This window comes from Streptomyces sp. NPDC026394, from assembly GCF_055567735.1.
Window position 1 is genome coordinate 572524 of the sequence record NZ_JBVHPX010000002.1, and the last position, 20151, is coordinate 592674.

At 72.2% G+C, this 20151-nt stretch carries 14 protein-coding genes; 4 read left to right on the forward strand and 10 right to left on the reverse strand.

Annotated features, from left to right (window positions below):
* Positions 1-192: 192 nt before the first annotated feature.
* The gene (locus ACZ4QV_RS06670) at positions 193-2421 is read right to left on the reverse strand and encodes an FUSC family protein (protein ID WP_361633276.1); all 2229 of its coding nucleotides are present in this window, start codon (positions 2419-2421) and stop codon (positions 193-195) included.
* Positions 2422-2917: 496 nt separating this feature from the next.
* On the opposite strand from ACZ4QV_RS06670, the gene ACZ4QV_RS06675 reads away from it, so the two are divergent.
* The gene (locus ACZ4QV_RS06675) at positions 2918-3937 is read left to right on the forward strand and encodes an alpha/beta hydrolase (RefSeq protein ID WP_361144449.1); all 1020 of its coding nucleotides are present in this window, start codon (positions 2918-2920) and stop codon (positions 3935-3937) included.
* A 141-nt stretch (positions 3938-4078) separates the two neighbouring features.
* On the opposite strand, the gene ACZ4QV_RS06680 is transcribed toward ACZ4QV_RS06675, so the two are convergent.
* The 3 genes from ACZ4QV_RS06680 to ACZ4QV_RS06690 form a co-directional block, all read right to left on the reverse strand.
* Positions 4079-4516, reverse strand: coding sequence for a hypothetical protein (locus ACZ4QV_RS06680; protein WP_361582523.1), 438 nt, complete (start codon positions 4514-4516; stop codon positions 4079-4081).
* A gap of 249 nt (positions 4517-4765) precedes the next feature.
* Positions 4766-5551, reverse strand: coding sequence for an ABC transporter permease (locus ACZ4QV_RS06685; protein WP_361145290.1), 786 nt, complete (start codon positions 5549-5551; stop codon positions 4766-4768).
* Between the two features lie 167 nt (positions 5552-5718).
* On the reverse strand, positions 5719-8628 hold the full coding sequence (locus ACZ4QV_RS06690) for an alpha/beta fold hydrolase (RefSeq protein ID WP_361633273.1): 2910 nt from the start codon (positions 8626-8628) through the stop codon (positions 5719-5721).
* 211 nt (positions 8629-8839) lie between these two features.
* Here ACZ4QV_RS06690 and ACZ4QV_RS06695 point away from each other — a divergent pair, with 211 nt between their 5' ends.
* The gene (locus ACZ4QV_RS06695; RefSeq protein WP_361144456.1) at positions 8840-10081 is read left to right on the forward strand and encodes a styrene monooxygenase/indole monooxygenase family protein; all 1242 of its coding nucleotides are present in this window, start codon (positions 8840-8842) and stop codon (positions 10079-10081) included.
* A gap of 28 nt (positions 10082-10109) precedes the next feature.
* Here the strand turns inward: ACZ4QV_RS06695 and ACZ4QV_RS06700 are convergent, their stop codons facing one another.
* The 6 genes from ACZ4QV_RS06700 to iolC form a co-directional block, all read right to left on the reverse strand.
* Complete coding sequence (locus ACZ4QV_RS06700; RefSeq protein ID WP_361144459.1) at positions 10110-10589, reverse strand: GNAT family N-acetyltransferase; 480 nt, start codon at positions 10587-10589, stop codon at positions 10110-10112.
* Positions 10590-10837: 248 nt separating this feature from the next.
* Complete coding sequence (locus tag ACZ4QV_RS06705; protein WP_361633270.1) at positions 10838-12331, reverse strand: CoA-acylating methylmalonate-semialdehyde dehydrogenase; 1494 nt, start codon at positions 12329-12331, stop codon at positions 10838-10840.
* A gap of 128 nt (positions 12332-12459) precedes the next feature.
* On the reverse strand, positions 12460-14370 hold the full coding sequence (gene iolD / locus ACZ4QV_RS06710) for a 3D-(3,5/4)-trihydroxycyclohexane-1,2-dione acylhydrolase (decyclizing) (protein ID WP_361582535.1): 1911 nt from the start codon (positions 14368-14370) through the stop codon (positions 12460-12462).
* Positions 14367-15356: a 5-deoxy-glucuronate isomerase gene (gene iolB, locus ACZ4QV_RS06715; protein ID WP_361582538.1), complete on the reverse strand. Its 990-nt coding sequence runs from the start codon at positions 15354-15356 to the stop codon at positions 14367-14369. The genes iolD and iolB overlap by 4 nt, the downstream gene beginning before the upstream one ends.
* A gap of 121 nt (positions 15357-15477) precedes the next feature.
* The gene (locus ACZ4QV_RS06720; RefSeq protein ID WP_361144470.1) at positions 15478-16371 is read right to left on the reverse strand and encodes a Cgl0159 family (beta/alpha)8-fold protein; all 894 of its coding nucleotides are present in this window, start codon (positions 16369-16371) and stop codon (positions 15478-15480) included.
* A gap of 169 nt (positions 16372-16540) precedes the next feature.
* Positions 16541-17557, reverse strand: a complete 1017-nt coding sequence (gene iolC, locus ACZ4QV_RS06725) for a 5-dehydro-2-deoxygluconokinase (RefSeq protein WP_361582541.1) — start codon at positions 17555-17557, stop codon at positions 16541-16543.
* 260 nt (positions 17558-17817) lie between these two features.
* Between iolC and ACZ4QV_RS06730 the strand changes: the two genes are divergently transcribed.
* On the forward strand, positions 17818-18738 hold the full coding sequence (locus ACZ4QV_RS06730) for a sugar phosphate isomerase/epimerase family protein (protein WP_361144476.1): 921 nt from the start codon (positions 17818-17820) through the stop codon (positions 18736-18738).
* Positions 18739-18770: 32 nt separating this feature from the next.
* Entirely contained in the window at positions 18771-19793 is a 1023-nt protein-coding gene (locus ACZ4QV_RS06735) for a Gfo/Idh/MocA family protein (RefSeq protein WP_361633262.1), read from the forward strand.
* Positions 19794-20151 lie beyond the last annotated feature (358 nt).

Sequence of the window (20151 nt, forward strand, 5' to 3'; positions counted from 1 at the left end):
CAGTGAAGTCCACCGAGCTCGTCAAGCTCGCCAATGGCGCCATTTGCGGGCAATTATCAAGACTACAGGCGGCGCCGAATGGTTCCGGGTGGCGCCGGGCGGTTCGGCGACACCGGACGGTTCCGCTCCGACACAGCCGGCCCGACGTGTCCGGCCCGACGCCTTCCGCCCGACGCGTCCAGACCGACGCCTTCAGCCCGAGGCGGACGTCCGCGGGATTCCCGGTCCGCCGTTCTCCCGCGCCACCCTGGTGCCTCCCGTGTCCCCCACTTTCCGTGTCTCTCCGGTATCCCCCACTCTCCGCAGCCCTCCCGTGTCCTTGGCCCCCCGCGTCGCCCGGTTCTTGCCGCCGGGGCCCCGTGACAGGGCCTCGGCCAGGTCGTCCAGCGCGTCCAGGAGCAGGTCGGCGCCGCGCAGCGCGACGCCGCGGGTCTCCGACTGCGCGACCCACTCCTCCCATACGGCGCGCAGCGCGCTCCAGTCCAGGTCGCGCCGCTCCCGTACGGCATCGACCGCGCGCGGCAGGGACTCGCGCAGCTCTTCCGTGAACGTCTGGGCACCCGGTGAAGGTTCCGCGTCCTTGTCCGGAAGATGCGCTTCCAGAATCATCACCACCCGGCCCATCGTGGACAGGGCGGACTGTGCCGACGCTGCCGCGCTCAGCGACAGCCCACGGTGGCGCACCGGTTCCTTCTCGGCGCGTGCCTCGCTCTCCTCCCAGGCGGCTCGGGCGGCGCGGGCGTCCAGGAGGGCTTCGCGGACCTGGCGGGGGCGGCGTTCGGCGGGCCGCGCGTAGATGTCGAAGACGGCGACGGCGTACCGGCCGTTGGCCTCCAGCCACTGGGCCAGCCGTTCGCGCAGCCGCGGCGTCTCCCAGGCGGGGAAGAGCGCGTAGGACAGCATGGCCAGCAGTCCGCCGAGGAGGGTGAGGACGACACGTTCCTGCACGGTCTGTTCCCAGCCGGCGCCCGCGATGCCGAGCAGGAAGACGACGTACGCGGCGACGCACGCCGAGGTCACCGACACCCCCGTACGCATCAGCAGGTACATCGCCAGGACGCACACGACCGCCAGCGCCGCGCTGACGTACAGGTTCGGATGGGTGAGGCCCATGATCGCGCCGCCCACCGCGACCCCGACCAGGGTGCCGATGAACCGTGCGACACCGCGCGAGTACGTCTGCCCGAAGTCGGGCCGCATCACCATCACCGAGGCCAGCGGCGCCCAGTACCCGTGGCCGAAGGGCAGCGCCTGGCCGATGAGGTACCCCGTGGCGGCCACCGCGCTGACCCGCAGCGCGTGCCGGAAGATGTGCGAGGACCAGCGGATCTCCCGGCGTACGGCACGCAGTGCCACCGGCACCAGCTTCGGCACACTCGGGCGCAACAGGTGCCCGCGCTCCGCCTCGGTGGTGGGCCGGGTGGCCTGGACGGGCTCGTCGGTGAACTCCACGGCGTCGGCGAGCAGCGAGATCAGCCGCAGCGCGGAGCGGCGGGCGGCGCCGGTCAGCCGCGGCCCGTCACCGTCCTGCGGCATTTCGAGAGTGGCCATCGCCTCGGGCGGCAGGCGTACGGGTTTGCCGCGCCGGATGGCGGTCGCGACGGCGTCCAGTACGGTGGCGGCCGCGCCGAGCAGTTCGCGCGCCCGGTCGCGTTCGGGCCCTTCCACCGGCGCGCCGACGACCGGGTCGGCGAGCGACGCCAGGACCGGTCTGACCTGCTCGGCCAGCGCCCGGGGCCCGTGCAGCTGGACGGGGCGGCGCTTGGCCTGACGCGGGGTCACGGCGGAGGCGAGGCGCGCGTTCATCAAGGGCTGCGGGTCGAAAGGAGCGACCGGGTCGTGCCGCAGCCGGCGTGCGTAGTCCGCTTCGGCGGCCAGCGCGTCGGCGAGCGCGTCGCGCTGCACACCCCAGGGCCGTACGGGAAAGAGCACGATGAGCGCGGCCTGGACGAAGCCGCCGAACGCGATGATGGCCGCGTGCTCCAGGGCACCGAGGATCGAGGTCGGCAGCGTGACGGTGACGAGCATGACCGAGACGGTCTGGGTGCCGACCAGCCCGGACACCGGCCCGACCGACCACGCCAGGCCGGCCAGGAAGGTCCACAGGGAGAGCAGGACCAGGAAGCCGACGATGTGCGCGGCGGCCAGGTAGCCGAGGAAGGTGGAGACGGAGAGGCCGCCCGCGACCGCGAGGGCCAGCACGGGCCGGGGCCGCCAGCTGCGCTGGAAGGTGGCGATGCCGGCGGCGAACGCGCCGAAGGCCGACGAGACGGCGAGGGCCGGGTTGCCGAGACAGAGGCACAGGCCGATGACGATGGCGACCCCGACCGAGCCGCGGATCGCGATCAGCGGGGTGAGCTTGGCCTTCTCGATGGTCAGCCCGGAGCGGGCGGTCTTCTTCAGCGCTCGCGACCAGGTCATGCCCCCGAGAATACGTACTCGCAAGCGCCGAAACGGAATGATCTGCGCCGGTTTGCGGACGGGTCGCGACGGGCACTCGGACGGGTTCACGCAGGGGGCGCGGAGGGGCGTGCGGAGGGGTGCCCGGGTGGGCGCGCGGGCGGGCTGCCGACGGCGGTGCGGGCGCGGGCGGGCGTGCGGGCGGGCGGGCGTGCGGGCGGGCGCGGTCGCGCAGACGGGGTAGCCGCTCGGACGGGACGGCCCGGACACCGCCGAGGCGGACCAGCCGTAGAGCCCGCCCGCCGCGCAAGCTCCCCCCTCCCGGCGATTCGCCGAGAAAATCACCGTAAAGGCGGTTTCTGCGACAGGTAAACCGCGCAGGTCACAGACGTGTCTCGCCGACGACGCCGATCCGCGTGGGCAACCCGACCGCCGGGAAGGGAAACCCCTGCACCGGCCGCACCCTCTTGTTCGGCAGCCGGACGCCCTCCGGCCCGCTCAGCAAGGAGAAGGTCCCGTGCGCAAGACCCTGCTCACCCCGGTGGTCGTACTGACCACCCTGGCCGCCCTCGCCGCCACCGCCGGCTGTGGCTCGGGCGGATCCGACGACACGCCGGTGCGCTTCGGTGACGCCCCCGGGTCCGGCTCGCACGGCGCCCAGCGGCCGGGCCAGGCATCGCTCGCCCGAATGCCGACCAACCCGATCAGCTTCAAGGAGCAGCGCAAGGTCGGCGGCGCCGGGGACGGCACGCCGATCGGTGTGGCCACGTACCACGGCCCCAAGTCCGGGTTCACCGGGAAGGTGTGGGTATGGGCGCCGCCGGAGTACTACGAGAAGAAGAACGCGGACAAGGGATTCCCGGTCCTGATGGCGCTGCCCGGCGCCGAGGGCTACCCGGTCAACTACTGGATCGGCGGCGACCTGAAGCTGGAGGAGAATCTGGCGCAGTGGTCGAAGGAGGGCAAGAGCCTGCCGTTCATCGTCGTGATGCCGGTGCTCAACCCCGACGCCAAGCAGTACTACGACGCCAGCGACATACCCGGCCGGCCGAAGATGGGCACCTGGCTGAACGAGGACGTCCCCGACTTCGTCCGGCAGAACTTCCGTACGCTCAAGGGGCGGGACGGCTGGGCGATCATGGGGTCCTCGTCCGGCGGTTTCGCCGCGCTGAAGAACGTCCTGCAGCACCCGGAGACCTTCAAGGCCGCGATACCGAGCGGCCCGGACATCGTGCCGGACTCACCACTCTGGCGCGGGCACGCGAAGGAGCAGCGGGAGAACAACCCCGAGGTCCTGGCCCAGCGGCTGATCGCCAAGGGCGGGCCCGATGTCTATCTGGGCTTCCAGGACGGTTCCAAGGAAGCCACGGTCGTGCCGAAGGTCAAGAAGTTCATCGCGCGCTACGGACGCGGCCCGGTCAAGACGCGGCTTCAGACGGTGGCCGGCGGAATGCACGGCGCCGACACCTACGTGAAGGGGATGGGCGAAGGCACGATGCAGTGGATCAGCGCCCACATGCAGGGGCCGGCGGAGTAACTTCCGCCCCTTCCCGCGCACAGGGCCCGTCCGGCCCACCGCATCGTGTCCCCTCCTTCTCGCCCCTCCCTCGGACCCCCGGGAGCGCGCCTCACTCCGCGGACTTCGCCCGCGCGCGCCCCGCGTCTCGCGCCCCTGGCCTCACACCGAGCAGGCCACGTCCAGCAAGGCGATGGGCCGCGTCGCGTCCAGGTCCACGTACGCGGTGAAGTGTTCCTCGCGGTTCCCGCTCCAGTACGTGGTGACGGTCGCCCAGCCGACGCGGGCGGACTGGGCGGTGGTGACCTTGCCCACGGAGATGTTGCGCGGCGTGTTCTGAGCGCACAGCAGCAGGTCGTAGTCGGGCGTCTCGGCTGCCTTCTTCTTGAGCTCGGCGGAGACCTGGTGCTCGCGCTTCCAGGCGCTGGGTCCGTGCTTTCCGTAGAAGGAGGCCAGGAAGCGGCGGATCTCCTCGGCGGTGTAACGGCCGTTCGGGTCGGTACGCAGGTCGGCCCGGGACTGCTGCTGTACGGAAGCGTCCGGGGCGGCAGCGGCCGGAGCGGCGGAGGCGGCGGGTGCGACAGCCAAGGTGAGGGCCATGGCGGTCGCTATGGCGATGACAGTGGCAGTGCCGGTGATTGTGGAAGTGGCGGTGCCGGTACCAGCGGCAGTACCGGTCGCGGTGGTGCGCGAAGCGTGACGGAGCATGAGATGTCCTCGACTTCCGACTTCTGTCCTATGTGCGCATTGCCGGTCTTCACCCACTGAGACAACCGGGAGTCCGAGTTGGTTGCGGGCTTTCGCACCCACCACCCGACTGGAGCAACGAGCCCGCCGGGCCCCACTCCGCTACGACACGATGTCCTTCTTCCCGAACCCCCGGAACGCCAGCGCGAACAGCACCAGCGCGTACGCCACGGAGACCGCCGCCCCCTGGAGCATGCCCGTACCGTCGAGCTGCGGCTGGAGCGCGTCGGCCCAGGCGAACTGCCAGTGCGCCGGCAGGAAGTCGCGCCACTGCTCCAGGGCGGTGACCTGGTCCAGCACATTGCCGACGATGGTCAGGCCGACCGCGCCGCCGACCGCGCCCAGCGGCGCGTCCGTCACTGTGGAGAGCCAGAAGGCGAGGGCTGCCGTGACGAGCTGGCTGACGAAGATGTACGCGACGGCGAGCGCGAGGCGGGGCAGTGCGTCACCGGCGGCGAGCGCGCCCCCGGTGGGCAGTTGCAGCGGCCCCCATCCGTACGCGGCGGTTCCGACGCCGAGGGCGACCAGCGGCAGCAGCACCATCGCCGCCGCGCTGAACAGCAGGGCCACGGTGAGTTTGCTCAGCAGCAGCCGGGTGCGCGGGACGGGCGCCGCGAGCAGATAGCGCAGTGAGGACCAGCTCGCTTCGGAGGCGACCGTGTCCCCGCAGAACAGCGCCACGGGAACGACCAGCAGGAAGCCCGCCGAGACGAACAGGACGGTCGCGGTGAAGTTGGCACCGGAGGCGGTCGCGGTGTCCATCAGGGTGACCCGGTTGTTGCGGCCGCCCGGGTCGCCGCCGATCGCGAAGGCCGCGACCAGGACGAACGGCAGGGCCGCCAGAATCGCCCCGATGACCAGCGTGCGGCGCCGTTTGAGCTGCCGCATCGCCTCGACGCGCAGCGGCAGGGTCCGGCGCGGGCGGTAACCGGGAGCGTGCGGCGCGCCGGACACGGACGAGCCCGCGGGCCCGCCGGAGAGCGTGGAGCCACTGGCGCGCGCGGGCCCGTCGGAAGGCGCGGGCTGCCCGTCGTGGCCGGGCTCGGTGACAGGGGTCACCGGTCACCTCCGATCATGGTGAGGAAGGCGTCTTCCAGGCGACGGTGGGGGCCGATACGGGCCACCGGGATCTCCAGCCGGAGCAGTTCGGGCAGCAGGCGCGAGGTGCTCGTCGTGCCGTCGAGCGTGACGAGCAGCCCCTCGTCGGCCCGGACGGCCGCCGCGATCCCGGGCAGTGCGGCCACCTTCTCCAGGAGGACGTCGGACAGCGGTTCGCCGCCCTCCACACCGACGAGCAGGGTGTCTCCGGTGCCGACGATGTCGGCGACGGGCCCCGCCTGGACGAGTTGGCCACGGTCCATGACGACCAGATGCGTACAGGTCTGCTCGACCTCGGCCAGCAAGTGACTGGAGACGATCACCGTACGGCCGCCGGCCGCGTACCGGATCATCACATCCCGCATCTCGCGGATCTGCGGCGGGTCGAGTCCGTTGGTCGGTTCGTCCAGGATGAGCAGGTCCGGAAGGCCCAGCATGGCCTGGGCGATGGCCAGGCGCTGTCGCATCCCCTGCGAGTACGTACGCACCGCGCGCTGCAACGCGTCGCCCAGCCCGGCGATCTCCAGCGCCTCGTCGATGTGCGCGTCCTCGGCCGGGCGGCCGGTGGCCTGCCAGTACAGGTCCAGGTTGGCGCGCCCCGACAGGTGCGGCAGGAAACCCGCGCCCTCGACGAACGCACCGACCCGCGACAGCACCGGCGCGCCGGGCCGGATCGCGTGCCCGAAGACGCGGATCTCACCGGCGTCCGGCCCGATCAGGCCCATGAGCATGCGCAAGGTGGTGGTCTTGCCCGCGCCGTTCGGCCCGAGCAGCCCGAGCACCTGGCCCTTCTCGACGCGGAAGGAGAGGTCCCGTACGGCGTAGCGGTCGGCGGACTTGGCGTACCGCTTGCTCAGACCGGTGATCTGCAGCGGTACGTCCGCCAGGTCCGGGTCGGGCGCGCCGGCCGCGGCCCGTCGCCGCCCGACGAGCAGGAGCAGTACGGCCACGGCCGCGCCCGCGGCGGGCAGCGCCCAGGTCCACACGGGCAGCGGGGCCGCCGCGCTCTTGACCGCGGGCGCGGTCGGCACGCTCAGGACGCCGCCGCTCTCCCCGTCGCCACCGCCTTCCAGGGAGGCGGTGTACGTGGCGGGCTCGGCGGGCGAGGCGTACGCGAGGTCCGTCGAGGAGAGCACCAGGCGCAGCCGGTGTCCGGCCGCGAACTCGTGGTCGATGGCCGGCATCCGCAGTTCGACGCTCTTGCCGGCCTTGGCGCCGGTGATGCGGTACGGCTCGGCGAGCCCGGCGGGCAGCACCGGCCGGCTGCTGCCGTTCGGCCCGATGTCGTACACCTTGGCGAAGAGCACCGCGTCGTCGCTGGTGGAGCCGATGCGTACGCGGGCGGTCGGCGCGCCGGTGACGCGCAGCGGATCGCGGAGCGGCTGCGACTCGAACCGGGCGTACTGGCCCGGGGAGTCGAGGGAGAGCCCCGCGCCGACACTGGAGAGGCTGTTGAGCGCGCCGACGCCGGGCACGGTGGAGATGGACGGCGGGCTCGCCCCGGCCGGATTGGCGAACCGCTGTTCGCGGCCGGTCAGGCGGACCGGCCGCGGATCGTTGTCCAGGCCGGGGTAGTGGTCGCCGCTCGCGCCGCGCAGCCGGGCGGCGCCGTTGGTGGAGTCCACGGCCCCGCCACGGCTGACGCGGAACGCCGGCCCGGTGTCCGCGCTCTTCTCGTCCTTCAGGTAGCGGTCGAACCAGGCCTTCGTACGGTCGGCGAGGCGGCCGGTCTCGCGGTCGCCGCCGTCGTGTCCGCCGGCGAGCCAGTCGACGGATACGGGGGCGCCGTTCGCGCGGAGTGCCTGGTACATCGCGTCGGCCTGGCCGAGCGGGAACAGCGAATCGGTTCTGCCCTGCATGAGGAGCGTCGGAACCTTGATCCGGTCCGCGACGGCGGAGGGGCTGCGGGCTTCGAGGAGTTCGCGGGCGGCGGCGTCGGGCTTGCCGGAGACGGCGATCCGCTCGTACATCTCGCACAACTGCCGCTCGAACCGGCCGCAGCCGTCGGTGCTGTCCTGGGGCCGGGGCGCGGTCTCCGCGGCGGACTTCCCGCTGCCACCGGCGCCCGATCCGCCGGTACCGGTACCGGCGTCGCTACCGGTGCCGGAATCGCTGCCGGCGCCACCGCCGTTGCCGGCTCCCGAGCCCCCCGTCGTCCCAGCCCCCTCGCCCCCCTCAGCCGCACCGACCGACCCCGTCGAGAAGAACATTCCGGCCCACAGCTTCTTGAAGACGCCGTTGGGAAAGAGCGCGTCGGCCAAGTTCCAGTACGTGATCTGCGGGGCGATCGCGTCGACGCGCTTGTCGTGACCGGCCGCCAGCAGCGCGATCGCTCCCCCGTACGAGCCTCCGGCCACGCCGACCCGCGGGTCGCCCGCGCCGTCGAGCCGTACCTCGGGACGCTCCGCCAGCCAGTCGATCAGCCGGCGGACGTCGGCCACCTCCCGGTCCGGGTCGTTGAGCCCGATCTTTCCGGTGGACTTGCCGAAACCGCGCGCCGACCAGGTCAGCACGGCGTACCCGTCCCGCGCGAGCTGTTCGGCCTGCCCGCGTACCGACTCCTTGCTGCCGCCGAAGCCGTGCCCGAGGAGGACGGCGGGACGGCGGCCGGTGCCGCCCGCGGTGAAGTAGGACGCGTCGATCCGGACCTTGCCCTCCCCGGGGCCGCCCGTCTCGCCCCCGCCGGCCCCTGCGCCACTGCCTTCGTCGGCGCCCCCGGCGCTCTCAGGCATGGCGAACGTCCGGTCCTCCCGGTGTACGGCGGGCGGGTCGTCCGCGGCCACGGCCGCCCACGTGCCTGACCCGGCGAGTACGGCCAGCACGGCCGCCGTCGCGTACAGCCGTCGTCCGCGGAGTCGGAAAGTCATACGGTGAATCCTAAGGACGTTCCGCTGCGGGCCACCGAGCCGCCGGGGCGAACCCGTACACCTCCTCCGGCAGTACGGCCGCCGCCACGCGTACCGCGCCCGTAGTACGGACAACGCGTCCGTGCGCCCCGTGGCCCTCTGTACACCGCACAACCCCGCCGCTACAAAAGACGATGTGGGGGCGGGCCGGGTCGGCCCAGGGGAGGCGGCAATGCGCAGGATCGCCATCGTCGGCGCTGGGCAGGCGGGGCTGCATCTCGCCCTGGCTCTCCTCGCCGCGGACTACGACGTCACGCTGGTCACCGACCGTACGGCGCAGGAAGTGCGCGCCGGGCGGGTGATGTCGACGCAGCTCATGTTCGGCCCGGCGCGGCGTCTGGAGCGCGCCGCCGGGCTCAATCTCTGGGACGCGACCGCGCCCGGCTCGGGTTCGCTGCGGGTGACGGTGTGGGATCCGCCCGGGAAATCCGCGCTGACCTTCACCGGGCAGTTCGACGAGCCGCCGCACTCCGTCGACCAGCGGGTGAAGACGGCCGGCTGGCTCGGTCTGTACGAGGCCAGGGGCGGCCGGGTCCGGTACGGCTCCGTCACACCCGCCCTGCTCCCCGCGCTCGCCGCCGAACACGATCTGACGATCGTCGCCTCCGGGCGCGGCGACCTCACCCGGATCTTCGCCCGCAATCCGCTGTACTGCCCCTTCGACCGGCCGCAGCGCACGCTGGCCTGCGTGTACGTGCACGGCATCGCGGCGCCGGCCGGTGAACCGGAGCCGCAGACGCGGATCAACGCGGTGGCCGGGGCCGGCGAGGTCTTCGTGCTGCCGGCGCTCACGACCGGCGGGCCCTGCGGCATCGTGCTGTTCGAGGCCCTGCCGGGCGGGCCGTTCGACTGCTGGCACGACCAGCCGTCGCCGGACGGCTGTGTGTCCCGCGCGCTGGGGCTGCTGCGTACGTATACGCCCGGGGAGTACGAGCTGTGCAAGGACGCCGTGCCCACGGACGCGGGTGCGACGCTGTACGGCGCGGTCACCCCCGTCGTCCGGCATCCGGTGGCCGAGGTCGCGCCGGACACGTACGTCCTGGGCCTGGCGGACGCGGTCGTGACCAACGACCCGATCACCGGCCAGGGCTCGAACACCGCCGCCCGCGGCGCGGCCGTCTACCTGGACACGATTCTGGAGCGCGGCGACGCGCCCTTCGATCCGGAGTGGATGCGGTCGGCCTTCGCCGCGTTCTGGCGGCACGCCCAGCAGGTCACGGAGTTCACGAACCTGATGCTGGAACCGCTGCCGCAGCATGTGCAGCGTCTGCTGGTGGCCGCCGCCGAACACCCCGCCGTGGCGCACCGTTTCGTCAACGGTTACGCCGACCCGGCGGACTACCACGACTGGCTGATGACGCCGGCGCTCGCCGAGGCCTACCTGGCCACCGCCACGGCGGGCACCAAGAGGTGAGAGCCGGCAGCCCGCCGGCCCTCCGCTCTCAGCCTCTGCCGCCCGTCTCCAGCGCCAGCGTGAAACGTTTCTTGTCCTTGCGGGTCGCGCCGAACCGGTCGTAGAAGCGGATCGCTCCGGCGTTCCAGTCGGGCGTGTTCCACTGCATCTCCGCGACGCCCAGCGCCTTGCCCTCGCCGATGACCGCCTCGACCAGCAGGGCGCCCAGCCCGAGTCCGCGGTGCTCGGCGCGCAGGTAGAGGCAGTCCAGGCTCAGGTATTCGCGGCCCTGCCAGGTGTCGAAGGCCGTCGAGCAGGTGGCGTACCCGGCCAGTTCGCCGCCGGACAGTTCGGCGACCAGGCAGCGCAGCCACTGCGGCCGCGGCCCGAAGAGCGCGTCCGCGAGCCGTTCCTCCAGGTCGGCGGCGGGCGGTGCCGACCGTTCGTACGCGGCGTGCTCCGCGGCCAGCGCGACCACGTCCGCCAGATCCGTACGGACCGCGTGGCGGATCACCGGGGCCCTCGTCATGGAGCACCTGCCGCGGCACGCTGCATCTCCACGGCTCCTGTGGGCTGTTGTTCGTCATTCATACGCAGCATCATGCGCCATCCGGCCAGAACGGTTCCCCGGTATTACGGCGGGATTTCCGCGACGGCGGTGACCGGCGGGACGCCACGGGCCCGTCCGGCCCCCGGCGCCCCGGCCGCCCGCGCCGACCGCCCACGCCTGCCGTGCCCGTGGACCCGTCACGCGCCGCCCGCGGATGTCCGCCGATGTCAGTGGTTGCTGGGGAAGCCCAGGTTGATGCCGCCGTCGGACGGGTCGGGCCAGCGGGTGGTGACGACCTTGCCGCGGGTGTAGAAGTGCACGCCGTCGTTGCCGTAGATGTGGTGGTCGCCGAAGAGGGAGTCCTTCCAGCCGCCGAAGGAGTGGTAGCCGACCGGCACCGGGATCGGCACGTTCACGCCGACCATGCCGGCCTCCACCTCCAGTTGGAAGCGGCGGGCCGCGCCGCCGTCCCGGGTGAAGATGGCGGTGCCGTTGCCCCACGGCGAGGAGTTCATGAGCGAGATCGCCGCGTCGTAGGTGCCCACCCGGACGACGGACAGCACCGGGCCGAAGATCTCGTCGCGGTACGCGTCCATCTCGGGCGTGACGTTGTCGAGCAGCGAGACGCCGATCCAGTGGCCGTTCTCGTGGCCGGCGACCGTGAAGTCCGTACCGTCGACGACGACGTCCGCGCCCTGGGCCGCGGCACCGGACACGTACGAGGCGACCTTGTCGCGGTGCGCCTTGGTGATGAGCGGCCCCATCTCGGAGGCCGGGTCGTCACCGGGACCGATGGTCAGCGCGGCGGCCCGCTCCTTGATCTTTTCGATCAGCGGGTCGGCGGTGTCGCCGACGGCCACCACCACGGAGACCGCCATGCAGCGCTCACCGGCCGAACCGTACGCGGCGTTGATCGCGGAGTCCGCGGCGAGGTCCAGGTCGGCGTCGGGCAGGACCAGCATGTGGTTCTTGGCGCCGCCGAGGGCCTGGACGCGCTTGCCGTTGGCCGTACCCGTGGCGTGGATGTAGCGGGCGACGGGGGTGGAGCCGACGAAGGAGACGGCGGCGATGTCCGGGTGCTCCAGGATGCGGTCGACCGCAACCTTGTCGCCGTTGACGATGTTCAGCACGCCGTCCGGCAGGCCCGCCTCGGCGGCCAGCTCGGCCAGCTTGAGGGCCGCGGACGGCACCTTCTCGCTGGGCTTGAGGACGAAGGTGTTGCCGCAGGCGATGGCGAGCGGGAACATCCACATCGGCACCATCGCCGGGAAGTTGAACGGCGTGATGCCGGCGACGACACCGAGGGACTGACGGATCGCGGCCACGTCCACGCGGGTGGAGACCTGGGTGGACAGCTCGCCCTTGAGCTGCTGCGGAATGCCGCAGGCCAGCTCGACGATCTCCAGACCGCGGGCGACCTCGCCCAGCGCGTCGCTGTGCACCTTGCCGTGCTCGGCGGTGATCAGCGCGGCCAGCTCCTCGCGGTGCGCGTCGATCAGCTCGCGGTAGGCGAACAGCACGGCCGTGCGCTTGGCCAGCGAGCTGGTGCCCCAGGTGCGGAACGCCTCCTTGGCGGCGGCGACGGCCGCGTCCACCTCATCCACCGAGGCGAAGGCGACCTGCTTCTCCTGGGCGCCGGTCGCGGGGTTGTAGACCGGGCCGAACGAGCCGGACACGCCCTCGGCGGGCTTGCCGCCGATCCAGTGGTTGACGGTCTTCATGCGGGGGCCTTTCTGGGTGACGGCGGTGAGCGGGTGCCGTGACGGGGGCGGTCGGTGGGCGGTGGGCGATCGGGGGGGAGGTGGCGGTTCGGGGGGGGGAGGCTGGCCGGGTCTGCGGGGAGCGTGGTTCAGAGATGGCGGCGGCGCGCGGTGGCGTGCCGGTCGTAGTCCTTACGGGCCTCGACCGCCGCCGGACGCGTCGCGATCTCGGCCACAGGGACATCCCACCAGGCTTGGGCCGCGGGCGCGCCCGGCACAGTGTCGGCCGTTGCGGTCTCGACATAGACACATGTGGGGCGCTCGTCGGCGCGGGCCGCGGCGAGCGCGGCGCGCAGGTCGCCGACGGTCGCGGCACGGATGACGTGCATCCCCAGGGACGCGGCGTTGGCGGCGAGGTCCACGGGCAGCGGGTCGCCCGTGTAGGAGGCGTCGGCGGCGCGGTAGCGGTAGGCCGTGCCGAAGCGCTCGCCGCCGGTCTGCTCGGACAGGCCGCCGATGGAGGCGTACCCGTGGTTCTGGACGAGCACGATGTTGATGTTGATGCCTTCCTGGACCGCGGTGACGATCTCGGTGGGCATCATCAGATACGTTCCGTCGCCGACCAGCGCCCACACGGGCCGGTCGGGCGCGGCCAGCCGCACCCCGATGGCGGCGGGGATCTCGTAGCCCATGCAGGAGTAGCCGTATTCGAGGTGGTACTGGCGGCGGGAGCGGGCCCGCCACAGTTTGTGCAGGTCACCGGGGAGCGAACCGGCCGCGTTGACGATCACGTCCTGGTCGCCGACGGTGGCGTCCAGCGCGCCGAGCACCTGCGTCTGGGAGGGGCGTACGGAGTCGTCGGGCGCGGCGTAAGCGGCGTCGACGAGGGACTCCCAGCGGGCTTTGGCGGCGCCGTACTCCGCTTCGTACGCCGGCGGGACGCGGTGTCCGGACAGGGCCTCGGTGAGCGCTTCGAGGCCGGTACGGGCGTCGGCGACCAGCGGGGTCGCGGCGAGCTTGTGGGCGTCGAAGGACGCGATGTTCAGGTTGACGAAGCGGACGCCAGGGGCGGCGAAGAGGGTGGCGGAGGCGGTGGTGAAGTCCGTGTAGCGGGTGCCGACACCGAGGACGAGATCGGCGCGGGCGGCCAGCACGTCGGCCGTGGCGGTGCCGGTGTGGCCGATGCCGCCCACGTCGGCCGGGTGGTCGTGGCGCAGGGAACCCTTGCCGGCCTGGGTGGAGGCGACGGGGATGCCGGTGGCGTCGGCGAGGGCGCGCAGGGCGTCCTCGGCCTCGCTGTGGTGGACGCCGCCGCCTGCGATGATCAGCGGCCGTTCGGCGGCGCGTACCGCCCGTACGGCGTCGGCCAGCGCGGCGACGTCGGGCGCGGGCCGGGGCACCCGCCACACCCGGTCGGCGAAGAACTCCTCGGGCCAGTCGTACGCCTCGGCCTGCACGTCCTGCGGCAGCGCGAGGGTGACGGCGCCGGTCTCCACGGGGTCGGCCAGCACCCGCATCGCCTGGAGGGCGGCCGGGATCAACGCTTCGGGACGGGTGACGCGGTCGAAGTGGCGGGAGACCGGGCGCAGGGCGTCGTTGACGGACACGTCACCCGCGTACGGGACTTCGAGCTGCTGGAGCACCGGGTCGGCGGGACGGGTGGCGAAGATGTCGCCGGGCAGCAGGAGCACCGGGAGGCGGTTGACCGTGGCGAGGGCCGCGCCGGTGACGAGGTTGGTGGCGCCGGGGCCGATGGAGGTCGTGACGGCGTGTGCGGAGAGGCGGTCGCGCTGGCGGGCGTAGCCGACCGCGGCGTGCACCATGGCCTGCTCGTTGCGGCCCTGGAGGTAGGGCATGGTCTCCGGGCCGGCCTCCAGGAGGGCCTGGCCCACACCGGCCACGTTGCCGTGTCCGAAGATGCCCCAGCAGGCACTGATCAGACGGTGCCTGGTGGGCGCGCCGTCCTGGCCACCGGGGGCCGCGGGGGCGTCCCGTTCCGTGTACTGGTGGGCCAGGAAGGTGACCAGGGCCTGCGCCACCGTCAGGCGTCGAGTGGTCATCGTGCGTCTCCCTCGGGGTGGGCTTCCGGGTCGGCTTCCGGGGCGTCGTTCAAGGGCGGGCGGGGGCCGGCTTCCGGAGCGTCGTACAGCGGCAGGCGGGGGTCGACGGGCTGGTCGGGCCAAGTGTCGCGGATCCAGCCGTGGTCCGGGTGGTCACAGATCAGCCACGCACGCTCCTCCCCCGGGCCGGCCATGACGTTGAGGTAGTACATGGTGTGGCCTGGTGCGGCGATGGACGGGCCGTGCCAGCCGTCGGGAATCAGCACGGCATCGCCGCTGCGGACCTCGGTGAGCACGTCCGTCCCGCGTCCGTTGCCGGAAGGGGTGACGCGCTGGTAGCCGAGTCCTCCGGAGCCGTGGGCTGGGGCGATCTCGAAGTAGTAGATCTCCTCCAGCTCGCTCTCCTCCCCCGGCCGGCACTCGTCGTGCTTGTGCGGCGGGTACGAGGACCAGTTGCCGCCGGGCGTGAGCACCTCCACGGCGATGAGCCGGTCGCACGCGAAGACGTCGGCCGCGCCGAAATTGTTGACCTGACGTGAGCAGTTGCCCGTACCGCGCAGTTCCACGGGCACGCCGCTCGCGGGGCCGTACCGCGCGGGCAGGCGGCGCGAGCAGCGGGCGCCGGTCAGCGCGAACCGGCCGCCGGCGGCGCTGCTGATCCGTGCCTCGGCGTCACGCGGTACGTACGCGAAGTCGGTGACCCCGCTGAACACGTCCTCGCGTCCGGTCAGTTCGAACGGAGCGCCGCCGTCGACCGCGACCGTACAGCCACCGTTCAGCGGTAGCACGATCCACTCGCTGTCGCCGGCGGCGAACGTGTGGCTCCCGCCGGGCGGCAGCCGGAGGACGCGCAGGGACGTGTACCGCAGGGCCGCAACCCCGTCAGCCGTCCGGCCCGGGTCGGTGTCCAGCTCGTACGGCCCGTGCTCGTCGGCCCCGTCACGAGCCCTGATGTGAAACTCGGTGTTGCGCAGCTCGGTCGTCATGGCTGCAAGTCTCCTCCTCACCACTGACAGTTACCGCGGTCGCTGCCGGGACGCGGTCGTCGCCGGGTCGCGGTCATCCGGAAAGCGGTCGTCGCCGGATCACGGTCGTCGCCGGACGCAGTCATCGCCGGAGCAGGGAAACGGCGGTGTCCACGGCCGCCGCCACGTCCCCGTCCGCCGGGTAGAGCAGCGAACGGCCCGCCACCAGCCCCTGCACGCTCGGCAGGCGCAGCGCCTTGCGCCACTTCTCGTACGCCGCTTCCTGGCCCCCGGCGCTGTCCTTGATGTCGCCGCCGAGCAGCACCGTCGGCAGCGTCGAGGTCTCGCAGACCTGCGCCATGTCGTCCGGGTCGTCGGTGACCGGCAGCTTCAGCCACGTGTACGCGGAGGTGCCGCCCAGGCCGGAGGCGATGGCGACGGCCTTCGTCACGGCCTCCGCGCTCAGGTCGTTGCGGACGTTTCCGTCCGCCCGCCGGGAGAGAAACGGTTCGACGAAGATGGGCAGCTCCCGCTCGGCCATCGCGTCTATGGCGCGGGCCGAGGACTCCAGAGTGGCCAGCGAGCCGGGGTCGCCGTAGTCGATACGCAGCAACAGCTTGCCGGCGTCGAACCGGAGCCGGGCGATGTCCTGCGGGCGGTGCCCGGTGAACCGGTCGTCCATCTCGAAGGAGGCCCCGGCGATGCCGCCGCGGTTCATGGACCCCATCACGACCTTGCCTTCGAGCGCACCGAGCAGGAGCAGGTCCTCCAGGATGTCGGCGGTGGCGAGCACACCGTCCACACCGGGGCGGGACAGTGCCAGGCACAGGCGCTCCAGGAGGTCGAGGCGGTTGGCCATGGCCAGCTTGCGGTCGCCGACGGCGAGTGCGCCCCGCGCCGGATGGTCGGCCGCGATGATCATCAACCGCCCACTGTCGCCGATCAGGGGGCGGCGGGTGCGGCGCGCCGCGGCCTGGGCGACGGCCTTCGGGTTCCGGGCCCGCAGCGTCACGATGTCGGAGATCCGAGTGGTCAAGGCGGTTCTCACCTTCTGGTGGGACGGGTTCGTACGGGGGCACCGGGCAGGGCGCTCGGATGGGCACTCGGGCGGGCTTTCGGCAGGGCGGAAGCTCGGTGACACCGAGAGGGGCGGGCCGGGCAGCCGGGCGTAAGACGGCCAGATCTACGGCGACCGCCCGCGGCGCTCACCGAGCGGCGAGGAACTCCTCGACCTCGGCGCACGTCGGCATGGCGGACGAACAGGCCAGCCGCGACGCGACGATCGCGCCGGCGGCGTTGGCGTACCGCATCATCGGCTCCAGCTCCCAGCCGGACAGCAGCCCGTGACACAGCGCTCCCCCGAAGGAGTCACCGGCACCCAGGCCGTTGACGACCTCGACGGGAGTGGGCGGCACCTCGGCAGTACGGCCGTCACGGTGCATGGCCAGCACGCCCTTGGGCCCCTGCTTGACGACGGCCAGTTCGACGCCCATGTCCAGCAACGTCTGCGCGCACCGCTTCGGTTCGCGGACACCGGTGGCGACCTCGGCCTCGTCGACGTTGCCGACCGCGACCGTCGCACGGGCGAGCGCGGCCTCGTAGTACGGGCGCGCCCGCTCCCTCGCCGCCTCGCCGGTGACGCCGCCGGCACCGGACGCGCCGCCCTCGCCGCCCCAGAACATCGGCCGCCAGTCCAGGTCGAAGACGGTGGTGCCCGCCTTGGCGCGCGCTTCCAGTGCGGCGAGGGTGGCCGTACGGCTCGGCTCCTCGCACAGTCCGGTGCCGGTCATCCAGAAGACGCGGGCGGCCCGTACGGCGTCGCGGTCCAGCTCTTCGGGGTGGATGACCAGGTCGGGCGCCTTGGGGCGGCGGTAGAAGTAGAGCGGGAAGTCGTCCGGCGGGAAGATCTCGCAGAAGGTGACGGGCGTCGGGTGCTCCGCGACGGGTGTCACCCAGCGGTCGTCCACGCCGAAGTCGCGGAGCGCTTGGTGAACATATTCGCCGAAGGGGTCACGGCCGGTGCGGCTGATGACCGCCGTCCGCCGCCCCAGACGGGCGGCGGCGACCGCGACGTTGGTGGCCGAACCGCCGAGAAACTTCCCGAACGTCTCGACCTGGGCAAGCGGAACGCCCGTCTGCAACGGGTAGATGTCCACTCCGATGCGGCCCATGGTGATCAGGTCGTACGGGCCGGTCTGTGCGGTCTGCCGCGGCTCGGTCATGTGCGCCCCTCCGGTTCGTCACTGAGCACAGGTCTAACCGGGCGCCCGAGACCCTGTCAATACTTTGTCCTTACATTCTGACGTCGAGGTCCGGGGTGCGGCGGTCGGCGCCACCACGGGGGTACCGGCCCGTACAAAGTCCTTAAGTCCTTATGTCATGACGAAGTCTTGACACTCCCCGGACCGGGATGGAGGCTGTGCCCCACAACCCAGCCCCGCGCCTCCCGGTCACCGGCGACCGGCGAGAGGAGAGCCGCAGCATGTCCGTTCCCCCTGCCGTCCCGCGCGTTCTGGACCGTCTGCGCATCGGATCGGCCCCCGACTCGTGGGGCGTCTGGTTCCCCGACGACGAGCAGCAGGTCCCGTGGCAGCGCTTCCTGGACGAGGTCGCCGAGGCCCAGTACGAATGGATCGAACTCGGCCCCTACGGCTACCTGCCCACCGACCCCGCCGTCCTCCACACGGAGCTCGCCCGGCGCGAACTGAAGGTCTCCGCCGGCACGATCTTCACCTCGCTGCATCACGGCCCGGACGTATGGGACAAGACCTGGGCGCACGTCAGCGAAGTCGCCACCCTCACCCGGGCGATGGGCGCGAAGCACCTGGTGGTCATCCCGTCCTTCTGGCGCGACGACAAGACCGCGGAAGAACTGGAGCCGCGCGAACTGACCACCGAGCAGTGGCACCACCTGAACAGCGGCATGGAACGGCTGGGCAGGCGGGTACGGGAGGAGTTCGGCCTGGACATCGTCGTGCACCCGCACGCCGACACCCACATCGACACCGAGGAACACGTCGAACGCTTCCTCGACGGGACCGACTCCTCCCTGGTCAGCCTGTGCCTGGACACCGGGCACTACGCGTACTGCGGCGGCGACAACGTCAAACTCATCAAGACCTACGGTGAGCGGATCGGCTACCTCCACCTCAAGCAGGTCGACCCGGAGATCCTCGCGGACGTCGTCGCGAAGGGCACGCCCTTCGGGCCCGCGGTCCGGCAGGGCGTGATGTGCGAACCGCCGCTGGGCGTCCCGGCGCTGCCGCCCGTCCTGGAGGCCGCTCAGGACCTGGACGTCGACCTCTTCGCCATCGTCGAACAGGACATGTACCCCTGTCCCGCCGACCAGCCCCTGCCCATCGCGCAGCGCACCCGCCGCTTCCTGCGCTCCTGCGGCGCCTGAGTCCCGACCGTACGGAGCGAGGAGTACCAGAAATGAGCCAGCAGCACGGAACGCTCGGCGTGGCCGTCATCGGCACCGGCCGCATGGGCGCCGACCACGTACGCCGTATCAGCGACGTCATCAGCGGAGCACGGGTGGCCGCGGTCGTCGACATCGACGCGGACCGGGTGAAGCGCGTCGCCGACGCCGTCGAGGGGTGCACGCCCTACACCGAACCGGCGGCCGCCATGGCGGACCCGGACGTCGACGCCGTACTCGTCGCCTCGCCGGGCGTGGCCCACGAGGACGCGCTGTCCGCCGCGTTCGCGCGCGACCTGCCGGTGCTGTGCGAGAAGCCGCTCACCCCGGACCCGGCTTCCGCGCTGCGCGTCCTGGAGGCCGAACAGCGGCTGGGCCACCGGTGCGTACAGGTCGGCTTCATGCGCCGGTACGACGCCGACTACCTCAAACTCAAGTCGCTGCTCGACCAGGGCGCGTACGGCCGCCCCCTGATGCTGCACAACAAGCACCGCAACGCCGGCACACCACCCGGCTTCACCAACGCCATGATGATCCACGACTCGGCCGTCCACGAGATCGACGTGACGCGCTGGCTGCTGGACGACGAGATCACCGCCGTACGCGTACTCCGCCCGACGCCCCTCGGCAACGCGCCCGACGGCCTCAGTGACCCGCAGCTCATCCTCTTCGAGACCGCCGCCGGGCAGATCGTCGACACCGAACTGTTCGTCAACTGCGGCTTCGGATACCAGGTCAGCTGCGAGGTGGTCTGCGAAGGCGGCACCGCGCGGATCGGCGACGACCACGGCGTGTTCGTCAACGCGGCCGGCAAATGGGGCGGCTCCATCACTCCGGGCTTCGTGGAACGCTTCGAGGAGGCGTACGACCGGCAGGTGCAGCGCTGGGTGGACGCCACGCGGCGCGGCGCGGTCGAGGGCCCGAGCTGCTGGGACGGCTACGCGGCGGCCGCGGTGTGCGCGGCGGGCGTACGCGCCCAGGCCACCGGCGAACGTGTCGAGGTCGAGCTGGGCGAGCGGCCGGCGCTGTATCGCTGAGTCGCGGTCGGTTTCCGTTCCGTACGCGTCGTACGTGCCGTACGCGTCAGCCGTGTCGCCATTCTTGGCATAGCGGCGCGCCGTTGCGTTGTGCCGCGGTCGGCGCGCCGCTGCCTACGAGCGCGGCCTGCGTGCCGCCCGACTTTCGTTGCGACGGGGTGCAGGCCACTGTCCGTTTCGACGGGGGGGCGCGGGCCACTGTCCGTTTCGGCGTGCGCGCTGTCGCTCGTCGCGGTCGGTACATCACGTCGCGTCGCGGCCGGCACAACGTCTCGCGTTACGTCCCGTGCAGCACCTCGCGTTACGTCCCGTGCAGCACCGCACGACCGCAGTTGGCGCGCCCCCTTCACGCCCCACC

Excerpts from the sequence above, each read along its gene's own strand:
- ACZ4QV_RS06690 (WP_361633273.1), bottom strand. The coding sequence starts at position 8,628 with ATGACTTTCCGACTCCGCGGACGACGGCTGTACGCGACGGCGGCCGTG.
- iolC (WP_361582541.1), bottom strand. The coding sequence starts at position 17,557 with ATGACCGAGCCGCGGCAGACCGCACAGACCGGCCCGTACGACCTGATC.
- iolB (WP_361582538.1), bottom strand. The coding sequence starts at position 15,356 with ATGACGACCGAGCTGCGCAACACCGAGTTTCACATCAGGGCTCGTGAC.
- ACZ4QV_RS06735 (WP_361633262.1), top strand. The coding sequence starts at position 18,771 with ATGAGCCAGCAGCACGGAACGCTCGGCGTGGCCGTCATCGGCACCGGC.
- ACZ4QV_RS06680 (WP_361582523.1), bottom strand. The coding sequence starts at position 4,516 with ATGGCCCTCACCTTGGCTGTCGCACCCGCCGCCTCCGCCGCTCCGGCC.
- ACZ4QV_RS06695 (WP_361144456.1), top strand. The coding sequence starts at position 8,840 with ATGCGCAGGATCGCCATCGTCGGCGCTGGGCAGGCGGGGCTGCATCTC.
- ACZ4QV_RS06700 (WP_361144459.1), bottom strand. The coding sequence starts at position 10,589 with ATGACGAGGGCCCCGGTGATCCGCCACGCGGTCCGTACGGATCTGGCG.
- iolD (WP_361582535.1), bottom strand. The coding sequence starts at position 14,370 with ATGACCACTCGACGCCTGACGGTGGCGCAGGCCCTGGTCACCTTCCTG.
- ACZ4QV_RS06730 (WP_361144476.1), top strand. The coding sequence starts at position 17,818 with ATGTCCGTTCCCCCTGCCGTCCCGCGCGTTCTGGACCGTCTGCGCATC.
- ACZ4QV_RS06705 (WP_361633270.1), bottom strand. The coding sequence starts at position 12,331 with ATGAAGACCGTCAACCACTGGATCGGCGGCAAGCCCGCCGAGGGCGTG.
- ACZ4QV_RS06670 (WP_361633276.1), bottom strand. The coding sequence starts at position 2,421 with ATGACCTGGTCGCGAGCGCTGAAGAAGACCGCCCGCTCCGGGCTGACC.
- ACZ4QV_RS06685 (WP_361145290.1), bottom strand. The coding sequence starts at position 5,551 with ATGCGGCAGCTCAAACGGCGCCGCACGCTGGTCATCGGGGCGATTCTG.